Raw genomic sequence first — 12,150 nt, 5'->3', positions numbered from 1 at the left:
GCATGAGAATGCTAGAAACAAAAGATATCGGTTATTGGTATGATCACCAAGCTAATGCTTTATATCGTAATGTTAATCTCCAATTCGCAGAAGGTAAAACGTATGCAATTGTGGGTAGTAGTGGATCTGGTAAAACGACGTTCTTATCCCTTATTGCGGGTCTAGATAAACCAAGTGAAGGTGAGGTTTTATATAATGGCCGTGCGATAAATAAGATAGGGTTAACCAATTACCGAAATAAATACGTGTCAATTGTTTTTCAGTCATATAATCTATTTACGTATATGTCGGCATTAGACAATGTTTTGACAGCTATGGCAATTACTAATTCACAGCATAAGGGCGATAAAGAATACGCTATTGATATGCTCAGTAAAATAGGGATTGATCAGGATATGGCTAAGAAAAATGTTCAACGTCTTTCAGGTGGACAGCAGCAACGTGTAGCCATTGTACGAGCAATGTGTTGTGATGCTAAGGTAGTTGTGGCCGATGAACCAACAGGTAATTTAGATGAAACCAACACACGAGAAACAATTGAGCTCTTTCAAGAATTGGCGCATGCACAAGGAAAATGTGTAATTATTGTTACCCATGAGCCAGAAGTAGCTAAAATGTGTGATGAAACGATTGAATTGAAAAATAAAGAATTTACGACTAAATCAGCGATTAAAGCGTAATCTAATTTTAGATAGATATGGTTATAATCAATTTAGGTTTAAAATAACATAAATAATAAATCGACCTCCGAAAGTTAGAAAAGAAAGCTAACTTTTGGAGGTCGATTTTAAAATAACAATTAAGTTGTAAACAAGGAACATGCAGTATCTAAAGCTGTACTGATTAGTGCTTTTAAGTAGGCTAGTTACTATCTGTTGTATTAATACTATTTGAACTGGACAAGGTACTGCCAGTTGTGGCATGAACCAAACCAAGTGACTTACGTAAGATATTGGTTATATGCTGTTTTTCAGAGGTACTAACAACTTCAAAGTCTTGGCTATCGATAAGCTCGGTACTACCTTGCAACGAGTATGTTTTCATGTGATGTGTAGCTACACGATATTTAGTACCTAGATAAAGCAAATCATTAAACGTTAAATCTGTAGTCATTTGTTTAGTTAAGGTCTTTAAGAAACCATCATTTAGTAAATTGACGAGCTTAGTGCTCTTAAAAGCAAGTTTAGTTAATACTTGCCGCTGTCTAGCTTGACGACCGTAATCGCCTAAAGGATCGTCATCACGCATGCGCACATAGGCTAAAGCACGTGTACCATTCATATGAGTTGTAGTCCCCTTGGTGAAACTCTGATTATCATATGAGAATGTTAATAGTGGATTAACATCAACACCGCCTACAGCATTAACAAGGTTCTCTAAGCCTCCCATATTAACAGTTGCGTAAAAATCAATTGGAACATTTAGATACTTTTGAACAGTTTTAATAGCAGTTGCAGAACCCCCATATGCATAAGCAGAATTGATTTTACTTGGGAAATACTGTTCGTAACCGTAAACAGCAACTTCAGCGTCACGAGGGATACTAACAATCGTCATTGTTTTTTTTGTGGGATTAAGAACAACGACCATCAGGGTATCGGTTCTACCTTGGAAGGTTCGGCCTAATGCTCCTGTATCAGTTCCCATTAACAGGATCGATACAGGCTTTCCTTCTTTTAAAACAGCGTTAACATCACGTGCTTTTGTAATATTGCTTGCATTATAAATTTTATTAGCCGTTTTTTTGGCAGCATCATATCTATCTTTGATGTAGATACTACCGATAATGGCTAAGATTACAAAAACGAGTAGTGCCCAAAAAAAGCAACCACTTTTATGTGGTCTAGGTTTATGATGTTTTTGAGGTCGTCGTAATTTTTGCTCAGGCATATCAGTCTGGTTATGTTGCCTTTTTGGCACCTCGTTGTCGTGATAATTAGATTCAGACATCTAATTCCTCCTTTAGTTTAAAACTAATACCCAATATAATTGGACTTGTTGTATTAAAAAATAAGCAAAAAACGTTAGTTATTATCTGCGTTTTGTCATGAAAATAAACGCAGATAATAATTAAAAATCGCTATGTAGCAAAATAGTGTTGCTAGTAAATAAAAGCACTCAAAAGTAGTGATGGAAAATATTAATTCTATCACTGTATAAAATGACTTGTTAGTCCCTAAATTAAACAAGTTATGATTTTTAGTTTGAATGCTCTCGGTAAGTGGGCAGACTAGCATTTTATGTTTAATCTAATTATTAGCCTCATTCATTATGATAAGTGCTGTTACTTTTCTTGTCTAAAAATGAAAGTTGAGTAACAATTTCTGCTTTTACGAAATATAGAGATGCTTTGTAATGATGGTTAGTAATTAAAAATAAAAAAAGTCAACACTATTAATAATACTGTTAAACGCTACATTATAAGGCAGTAGTGATAGCAGTGGTTATTTTATATTAATTGCATATTTAATATCAAGCCACATTACTAGGAAGGACAATATGGATAATTGCTTCCTAGAATTGAACTTATTGTACCAGTAAATATTACTACTGCCAATATAGTTAGAGCGGTCGTTAGCATATCTTAAAAAACTTTCCTATTTAGTTTAAATTATATTCAAATCCCAACTTTTTAATTGATATATCAAAAATACTAATTTATACTTTATGATATACAAAAATTGTATATTATGAGTTTGTCATTAACATAGGGGGAAGTGTTTATGAACTTAAAACAATTACAATACTTTTTGGTGGTTGCTGAAGAACATCAAATTACAGCAGCATCTAAAAGATTGAATATAGCACAGCCTCCATTGAGTTATCAGTTAAAAAAACTAGAAAAGAATCTTAATGTGCAACTATTCAAGCGGACGGCAAGAGGTATTGAACTAACAGATGCTGGGTGTTTGCTGGAGAAATATGCACGTCAAATAATAGAGTTGACAGAATTAACAGAAAATAAAGTGAGAAAAATCGATCAAGATAATCTAGCAATATCTCTAGGTGTTGATTTGCTTACGAGTGCGATATTGCCAGAAAAACAATTACAGCAGTTTCATAAGTTGGAGCCAAGGGTTAATTTTGATGTTTATGAAGATAACGCTTATGATATTATTGAAAAAATAAAACGGCGGCAGCTCGATCTAGCCATTATAAGAACGCCTTTTAATTCAGATGGATTAGACGTTGAATATTTAACTAATGAACAGATGGTTGCTGTTTTCCCAAAAGTATATAAAATAGATAACATACCACAAGAAATTGATGTTACCATACTAAGTAGGTACCCGCTTATTATATATCGTTCATTTCAAACGTTGTTTAGGAGCACTTTTATACAGTATGGTGTTGAACCTAATATGGTTGTTCAATGCGAAAATGCACGAATGGCAATTGACTGGGCAAAAACAGGTTTTGGAATTGCAATTGTACCTGAGTCAATTGCTTGGTTAGAAAAAGTAGATTATGTAGCTAAAATTGATTGTGAAGAATGGGAAACAAAAATGGCTTTGATTTGGGGTAAAGGAAGAAGATTAACACCAATTTTAAAAGAATTTGTTGAACAATTTAAAGAATTAAACATTTAGAGAAATGAGTGAGAATTTTGAAATATTATTGTCAAAGATGTGGTCGAAAAATTGATGCAGAAGCTAGAATCTGTAGCTCTTGTGGTGTTGCACAAGATAGGTTTGATACCACAGAAGAAACTAAACCATGTAAAAACTGTCGAAAGCAAATACCAGTGAATTCAAATTATTGTATTTTTTGTGCCGCTGATCAAGCGAAACTCTATACATTGGATTTTGATTCAAAACAAGAGGAAACAAAAAAAGTGTCAGAAGACAAAGAACAGGTAGACGAACCAATTTCGGGAAATTTAGATAATTATAATTCATTTATGGAAAAACTAGCACAAACAGCTAAAGAAGAAAATGAAGAGTTAAATAAGATTAAGGGTACGGTCAATTCAAAAAATGAAACTGAGAAACCGGGTTTAGTTGCATCTACAAAGCTTTTTTTGCAAGATTGGCTGACAATTAATAAGCGTGTCGGCAGAGCAGATTTTTGGTGGGGCTTTGTTGGAATGATAATCATCACAGCTCTTTTTGCAATATTACTTGAGTTAAGTCTGAGTGTTGTTCAAGCGATAATGCCAAGCGCAGTTGAAACGGTTTATACAATTCTTTTTAGATTGTATTTGGCTTTTTACTTTATTGCCATTGGAACAGGCTTATGTCGCCGATATCATGATGCTGAGCTGCCTTGGTATGCAATTTTGTTGTACTTTGTGCCGGTTTTTGGGGAGATTTTAGCCTTGATTTTGGCTACAAAAGAGCAATCAGTTACAAATGATAAATATACGTTTATAGATCCGGTACGTGAATTACGAAAAAAGGGGCATAAATAATATTTATTTTTTTCAAATGGGGGAAGCTAATGAAGATAGAAACTAAACGTTTGATTTTACGTCCATTTGAATTAGATGATTTACAAGATGTTTATAGCTATGCTAGCCAATTTGTAGTGGCTAATGCAGCAGGCTTTCCCCCTTGTACAACGATTCAAGCCAGTGTTTTATTTTTAAATGATTTACAAAAACAAGATGCATATGCGCTTTTTAATAAGCGACAGCAACGGGTTATTGGTAACATTTGTTTGTATTCCACAAAACAACAACGTGTTTTTGAAATTGGATATGCACTCAATAAAGAAGTGTGGGGAAATGGTTATATGGCCGAAGCATTACAAGCAATCTGCAAAAGTTCGTTGGAAGGCGTGGATAAGTTAGAGGCATTTGTTAAGGGTAATAATCGAGCATCTATACGAGTTCTTGAAAAATGTGATTTTAAAAAAGTATCGTATACTAAACAGAATATTTTTTTGTATACGCGCCAAATAGATAATGTAGAATAATATTTTTATAGTGATGAAATTAAAAATCTTATTATTCTATATTCATTTTTGAAACCGCTATCTTAAAAAGTGCGATTTTACACAAATTCACAAAGTTTTGCAATCCTTTTATTCTCTATGTATGTAAGGCAAACAACACTTTTATAATTAAGTATTTCACAAGAATTCTTGAGGCTGGAATTATTATTTTCAAGGTGCTAAGATTGTGAAGAACACTAAATTATATAGTTATTAATAGTAAGTCTGTTCATAAATAAATTAAACTTAGAGGGAAAAATAATGACAAAAGAGAACAAACGCTTTGGCGCTGATGCCATTGTTGATAGCCTAGCAAATCATGATGTGGAATATGTTTTTGGTATACCTGGTGCTAAGATTGACCGTGTTTTTGAACGTTTAGAACATCCGGTTAACCCTAAGGCACCCAAACTTATTGTGACACGCCATGAACAAAATGCTGCGTTTATGGCTGCAGGTATAGGTAGAATCACAGGGAAACCAGGTGTTGTTATTACAACATCTGGTCCAGGAGCATCAAATTTAGCAACAGGTCTTGTAACGGCAACGGCAGAAGGAGATCCAGTGCTAGCTATTTCTGGACAAGTACAAAGAACGGATTTGTTGCGTTTAACACACCAAAGTATGGATAATGCAGCTTTGTTTGCACCAATTACAAAGTACAGTGCAGAAGTACAAGAACCTGAAAATATTTCAGAAGTTATCGCAAATGCATACCAAGAAGCTGAAGCATCAAAGCAAGGGGCCAGTTTTGTATCTGTACCCCAAGATGTAACGGATGCTGAGGTTGAAACAGATGTAATTACACCACGCCAACCACCACAGTTGGGTCCTGCCAGTCCAGTTGAGGCAACACTACTTTCTCAACGAATTAAAGCAGCTAAGTTGCCGGTTTTATTATTAGGAATGCGTGCTTCTGATCCTGAAACAACAGAATCAATTCGTAATTTAATTGCTGCCACCCACTTGCCTGTTGTGGAAACATTCCAGGGTGCCGGAATAATACCGCGCGATATGGAAGCCGACTTCTTTGGTCGAGTAGGTTTATTCCGCAATCAACCAGGTGATAAATTGCTTAAAAAGAGTGATTTAGTTATTGCCATTGGTTATGATCCAATTGAATATGAACCACGGAACTGGAACAATGAAAGAACATCGCATATTGTTGTAGTTGATTCAATGCGGTCAGAGATAGATAAGAATTTCCAACCTGAAAGAGAATTAGTGGGTGATATCTCACAGACGCTTGATTTCTTATTGCCTTATATGGGTGGATACCAATTACCAGCTGAGTCACAATCATTTTTGGATGAAATTAGAAAAGAAGCAGCTTTGCGTGATGAACCACCTGCACTTGAAGATGGTCAAGTTTTAAATCATCCATTAAGTATTATTCAAGCAATGCAAGATAGAATTACTGATGATATGACTGTGACAGTTGATGTTGGTAGCTTTTATATTTGGATGGCACGTCATTTTAGAAGTTATGAACCACGGCACTTATTGTTTAGTAATGGGATGCAAACGCTGGGTGTTGCTTTACCATGGGCAATATCAGCTGCATTAGTTCGTCCAGGAACACAAATTGTATCTGTGTCTGGTGATGGTGGCTTCTTGTTTTCAGCGCAAGATCTTGAAACGGCCGTTCGGTTAAATCTTAATATTGTGCACATTATTTGGAACGATGGGCATTATGATATGGTTAAATTCCAAGAAGAAATGAAATATGGTGATTCAGCCGCAGTTAATTTTGGACCAGTTGATTTTGTAAAATATGCTGAGAGTTTTGGTGCTAAAGGTATGCGAGTAGAAAAAGCAGCTGATTTAGAAAAAGTTCTTGATGCAGCATTTGCAACAAAGGGTCCAGTTATTGTAGATATTCCGGTTGACTATAGCTATAATCAAGAGTTAGGCAAGCAAATTCTAGATGATCAACTACATTAATTAAGAGGGAGTTACAATGACAAAGGATACAACAAGAGTTTTTCAGCATGGAACGTTAGCAACTTTAGTTCCAGGGTTATTAGATGGCACTATTCGCTTAGATGAGTTAGCAAAGCATGGCGATGCAGGAATTGGAACTGCTACTGGTTTAGATGGCGAAATGATTATGTTAGATGGGGTAGCGTACTTAGTGAGAAGTACTGGAGAAGTAAAGGTACTTGGACCAGATACATTAATTCCATTTGCGACAGTTCATTTTGATGATCAAAATGTTGAAGATGGTTTTGAAGTTCATGATCTTGATATGAAGCAATTAAGCAAGCATATTTTAGCGAACTACCCATATCACAATATCTTTTTTGCAGTTAAGATTGTAGGTAATTTTAAGTACATGCAAACACGTGCAGTTAAAGGGCAAAAGAAACCTTATCCAACTTTGGCGGAAGTAGCAAGTGAACAGGCGATTTTCTACGAAGAAGACAGTAAAGGGACAGTTATTGGTTATTTTTCACCAGAATTATTCCAAGGGATGGCAGCTGCTGGATATCATTTGCATTATTTAGATGAAGCTAAGACAATGGGTGGTCATATTTTGAGTTTTGGCATTACAGATGCAAAAGTCTTTTTACAGCCATTTGCAACAATTGAACAACATTTACCATTGGATAATGCTGATTTTATGCATCATAAATTGGATATGGATGGATTAAGCGAGGAGATTAAAAAAGCGGAAGAATAATATTTTATTAATGAAATATTAAGAAATTACTTGTTTTTTTAATTATCTCAGCTATAATGAATATTATCGAAAAGAGGTTGCATTTGTTAAGAGTAGCTAAAGGATTGTCAGTAAGGTGATGTTAGACTTTAGTAAAAGGGACAAATGCCGAAGTTTGATTATACCTTACCTTAATCAGGCTGGGCTCTAATTTAAGAAATTAGAGACTGTCGCAATAATATATTGCGGAGCGCTATCGAGATGTTTAATAATTGATAGATAATAGATGGGCGCATCTTTCGGTTACTTGAAAGATGCGCTTTTTTGTTTTTATTGAAGGGTTATTTTCTTGTTGGTGTAATACCTCTAAATATTTTTATTTAGGAGGGTTCTTGCTTGTGGCAGAACATAATAATGTAAAAAGAGCGTTGAAGACAAGACATTTGTCGATGATAGCGCTTGGTGGAAGTATTGGAACAGGACTTTTTGTAGCTAGTGGTTCAGCGATTTCAACTGCTGGACCAGGCGGAGCGTTAGTTGCTTATATTGGAATTGGGTTAATGGTGTATTTTTTGATGACTTCATTAGGCGAAATGGCAACTTATCTTCCGGTAACGGGCTCATTTGCCACTTATTCACGGCGATTTGTCGATCCTGCATTAGGTTTTGCAATGGGATGGAATTATTGGTTTAATTGGGCGATTACACTAGCTGTTGATATTTCTACAGCAGCAATTGTTCTACGCTACTGGTTTCCGAATGTTCCAGGTTGGGTTTTCAGTTTAGCAGCACTAATAATAATTTTTTTAATTAATGCGTTGTCAGTGTCTTCTTTTGGAGAAACAGAGTATTGGATGGCACTAATTAAAGTAGTAACAGTAATTGTATTTTTAGTGGTTGGCTTTTTGACGATAGTTGGAATTATGGGTGGTCATGCAACATTTTTTGACAATTTAACTTATAAAAAAGCTCCCTTTGTGGGTGGACTTCCAACCGTATTAAGTGTCTTTGTAGTTGCTGGATTCTCATTTCAAGGAACGGAATTAATTGGGATAACGGCAGGTGAATCTAAAGATCCGGCTAAGAGTATCCCAAAAGCAATCAAACAGGTCTTTTGGCGTATCTTATTATTTTATATACTATCTATTTTCGTAATAGCTTGTATAATTCCATATACAAGTCCTAATTTACTAGGTTCTAGTGCGAGTGATATTACGATTAGTCCATTTACTTTAGTTTTTAAACGGGCGGGATTGGCTTCTGCGGCATCGGTCATGAATGCTGTTATTTTAACATCGGTTGTTTCAGCTGCTAATTCAGGGATGTATGCATCTACTCGAATGCTGTTTGCGCTAGGTGCAACTGGCGATGCACCTAGAATTTTTGGGAGAGTTAACGGGCGTGGAATTCCAATGCCAGCTTTAATTGTAACGACATTTGTAGGGTTGTTGACATTTTTATCCAGTATTTTTGGAGGGAGAATTTATACTTTCTTAGTTAGTGCAAGTGGGTTGACAGGTTTTATAGCATGGATAGGGATCGCGTTAGCTCATTATCGCTTTAGAAGAGCATTTAAGGCACAGGGTAAGGATTTAGGTATGCTACGCTATAAAGCAAAGTGGTTTCCATTCGGACCAATCCTAGCATTAGTAATTTGTATTTTAGTTATTGTAGGTCAAGATTTGAAATCTTTCGCAAACTTCGATTGGCAAGCAATTTCTGTGACCTATATGTCAGTGCCATTATTTTTGATTTTGTTTTTCTACTACAAAATTAAATATAAGACTAAATTAATTCCATTAGAAGAAATTGATTTGACAAGACATGAATTGTCAGATGAGAAAGCAAATAAATAAAGTTGCTATTTTTGAAAAAAAATATTATTATTAACATAGCAATAATCGAAACATCATGATTCGCCATAAGTAGATAAAATCAGAGATACAGTGGTAGGTGTAAACTGTAATATCGAAACTCCAGTGAATTTGTGTATGGGTGGGTAATTCCACACGGGTAGCCGTTATCTTTTTAATGAGGGCAGTATAGCAATATATTGAACTTGGGTGGTACCGCGAAATGAGTCTTTTCGTCCCAATTACAGTGGGATGAAAGGCTCATTTTATTTTATCTTATTAAATTATTATCGAGGAGGATATTTAGAAATGTTAGATATAAAGATGATTCGCCAACAACCTGATGTGATTAAAAAACGTCTTGCTACGCGAGGGGTTAAAGAAGAAACAATTGATAAATTGATTGAAAAGGATGTTTTGCGTCGTAAATTAGTCGTTGAATCAGAAGCTCTAAAACAAGAACGTAATACAGTTTCAGAAGCGATTGCACAAGCCAAACGTAATAAACAAGATGCAAGTGAACAAATCCAAGCAATGAAAGAAGTTGGCGCTAAGATTAAACAATTAGACGAACAGTTGACTGTTATAAAAGATGAAACACACGATATAGCAGCGCGGTTACCTAATTTACCTAATCCAACAATTCCAGTTGGAGCTGATGAAGAAGCTAATGTTGAATTACGTAAGGTTGGCACACCGCGGAAATTTGATTTTGAACCTAAAGCACATTGGGATATTGGCGAAGATTTGGATATTTTAGACTTTAGTCGAGCAGCCAAGGTTTCTAGCGCAAGATTTGTTTTTTATAAGGGATGGGGAGCACGCTTAGAACGTGCTATCTATAACTTTATGTTAGATGAACATGCTAAAGAAGGTTATACAGAAATTATTCCACCATATGTGGTTAACCATAATTCAATGTATGGAACGGGCCAATTTCCTAAGTTTACGGAAGATGTTTATTCAATCAAGGATCAAGATATGACTTTGATTCCTACTGCAGAAGTGCCCTTAACTAATTATTATCGTGATGAAGTTATTCCAGAAGAAAAACTACCTGTATACTTTACAGCAATGTCACCATCATTTCGTTCAGAAGCAGGCAGTGCTGGTCGAGATACTAGAGGTTTAATTAGACTACATCAATTCCATAAAGTTGAAATGGTAAAATATACAAAACCAGAAAACTCATATGATGAATTGGAAAAGATGACAACAAATGCAGGTAATATCATGGAAAAATTAGGCTTGCCATACCATGTAATAACATTATCTACAGGAGATATGGGCTTTAGTGCAGCTATGACTCATGATTTAGAGGTTTGGATGCCAGCGCAAGACACATATCGTGAAATTTCTAGTTGTTCAAACTGTGAAGATTTCCAAGCGCGTAGAGCACATATTCAATATCGCGACGAAAACGGTAAATTACAATTTGTGCATACATTAAACGGCTCTGGATTAGCTGTAGGACGTACGGTAGCTGCTATTTTAGAAAACTATCAAAATGAAGATGGAAGCGTGACAGTGCCAGATGTACTCGTTCCTTATCTAGGCGGACTAAAAAAGATTACGAAATGAATTTAATAGGGAAGTTAGTACATTTAGGTGTACTAGTTTCCTATTTTTTTTGTGAAAATGTTAAGATTAAGATAATTAGATTTAGAAAGGAAGAATATAAATGACTAAATTTTATCTTGTGCGTCATGGAAAAACAGAGTTTAACCAACAAGGACGGTTTCAGGGGGGAGATGTTGATTCTCCATTATTGCCTGAAAGTATAAAAAATGCGCAAAAAGTTGGTAGTTATTTAAGTAATATTAAATTCAGTCATGCATTTTGCAGCCCACAAAATCGAGCAGTTGAAACAGCAAAGAACATTATCATGAATTTGAGAACAAATGTTGAGTTGACTATTTCACCAAATTTAAGAGAAATGCGTTTTGGTAAATGGGATGGTGATGTAGTTAAGAAATATATTACTGATCCAATATTTAATACATTTATGAACAATCCAGAAAACTATAAGTCTAACGGTGGTGAAGATTACTACGAATTTGTTCAACGAATACAAAATGGGTTGGAAGGTATCTTTCAACAGTATTCAAAAAAAGATGATAATGTTTTAATTGCAGCACATGCATTAGTGATTTCTTTTGCTGCAAAAACATTAACTGGAGAAAAGTTTAATGATATTAGACGTGAAGGCTTAGTTGATAATACGAGTGTAACTATTTTAAGTACGAATGATTTTTCTGAATTTCAATTAGAAGAGTGGAATAAAACTGATTTCTTGCATTTGTAAAATCTAATATTCGGTTTTTATACAAAAATAAAAAAAGTTAATAAAATAGTTGACCAAGACTGCAATAATTGATATTATAGTAAACGTTGCTGTTACATTACATCGCAATTTATAAGCTGTTGGTATGCTACAAAAGTAAAGATTATTTACTATAATATTGATGATGATATACAAAAATATTTTTATAAAAAGCTATTGACTCTTTCTTTTTATAGGTGATATAATTTAGCAGTTGGTTTTTAACAAGTAGATCTTTGAAAACTGAACAAAGTTTTTAGACAAATCAAATGTGTAGGGCTATCTATTCGAAAGAATAGGTACAAACATTTGCGAAGTCAATTCGCTAGTAACAAATTAATGAGTCACAAATTCTAAAATGAGAGTTTGATCCTGGC

At 34.9% G+C, this 12,150-nt stretch carries 10 protein-coding genes and 1 riboswitch; of the genes, 9 read left to right on the top strand and 1 reads right to left on the bottom strand.

Translation table 11 applies throughout. The features are described 5' to 3' along the window. The first annotated feature begins 8 nt into the window (after positions 1 to 8). Entirely contained in the window at positions 9 to 680 is a 672-nt protein-coding gene (locus LB941_RS07650) for an ABC transporter ATP-binding protein (RefSeq protein ID WP_253360877.1), read from the top strand. Positions 681 to 861: 181 nt separating this feature from the next. Here LB941_RS07650 and LB941_RS07645 read toward each other — a convergent pair whose 3' ends face one another. Next, positions 862 to 1,950, bottom strand: coding sequence for an LCP family glycopolymer transferase (locus LB941_RS07645; protein ID WP_425270528.1), 1,089 nt, complete (start codon positions 1,948 to 1,950; stop codon positions 862 to 864). A 773-nt stretch (positions 1,951 to 2,723) separates the two neighbouring features. On the opposite strand from LB941_RS07645, the gene LB941_RS07640 reads away from it, so the two are divergent. The 8 genes from LB941_RS07640 (at position 2,724) to LB941_RS07605 (ending at position 11,755) form a co-directional block, all read left to right on the top strand. Next, on the top strand, positions 2,724 to 3,590 hold the full coding sequence (locus LB941_RS07640) for a LysR family transcriptional regulator (RefSeq protein ID WP_253360876.1): 867 nt from the start codon (positions 2,724 to 2,726) through the stop codon (positions 3,588 to 3,590). A 17-nt stretch (positions 3,591 to 3,607) separates the two neighbouring features. Then, entirely contained in the window at positions 3,608 to 4,411 is an 804-nt protein-coding gene (locus LB941_RS07635; protein ID WP_253360875.1) for a zinc-ribbon domain-containing protein, read from the top strand. Positions 4,412 to 4,440: 29 nt separating this feature from the next. Then, positions 4,441 to 4,917: a GNAT family N-acetyltransferase gene (locus LB941_RS07630; protein WP_253360874.1), complete on the top strand. Its 477-nt coding sequence runs from the start codon at positions 4,441 to 4,443 to the stop codon at positions 4,915 to 4,917. A 279-nt stretch (positions 4,918 to 5,196) separates the two neighbouring features. After that, positions 5,197 to 6,879, top strand: a complete 1,683-nt coding sequence (gene alsS, locus LB941_RS07625) for an acetolactate synthase AlsS (protein ID WP_253360872.1) — start codon at positions 5,197 to 5,199, stop codon at positions 6,877 to 6,879. Between the two features lie 16 nt (positions 6,880 to 6,895). Further along, the gene (gene budA / locus LB941_RS07620) at positions 6,896 to 7,618 is read left to right on the top strand and encodes an acetolactate decarboxylase (RefSeq protein ID WP_253360870.1); all 723 of its coding nucleotides are present in this window, start codon (positions 6,896 to 6,898) and stop codon (positions 7,616 to 7,618) included. A gap of 63 nt (positions 7,619 to 7,681) precedes the next feature. Further along, positions 7,682 to 7,861, top strand: a riboswitch (Lysine riboswitch). A gap of 185 nt (positions 7,862 to 8,046) precedes the next feature. After that, a complete protein-coding gene (locus tag LB941_RS07615) occupies positions 8,047 to 9,453 on the top strand; it encodes an amino acid permease (RefSeq protein ID WP_425270529.1) in 1,407 nt (468 codons plus the stop codon). A 306-nt stretch (positions 9,454 to 9,759) separates the two neighbouring features. After that, complete coding sequence (serS, locus tag LB941_RS07610) at positions 9,760 to 11,031, top strand: serine--tRNA ligase (protein WP_253360865.1); 1,272 nt, start codon at positions 9,760 to 9,762, stop codon at positions 11,029 to 11,031. 100 nt (positions 11,032 to 11,131) lie between these two features. Next, positions 11,132 to 11,755: a histidine phosphatase family protein gene (locus LB941_RS07605; RefSeq protein ID WP_253360863.1), complete on the top strand. Its 624-nt coding sequence runs from the start codon at positions 11,132 to 11,134 to the stop codon at positions 11,753 to 11,755. Positions 11,756 to 12,150 lie beyond the last annotated feature (395 nt).

It is taken from the genome of Ligilactobacillus ubinensis (assembly GCF_024160875.1).
Taxonomy (GTDB): domain Bacteria; phylum Bacillota; class Bacilli; order Lactobacillales; family Lactobacillaceae; genus Ligilactobacillus; species Ligilactobacillus ubinensis.
The sequence above is the reverse complement of the archived record's forward strand: the minus strand, read 5'-3'. Positions and strand labels throughout refer to the sequence as shown.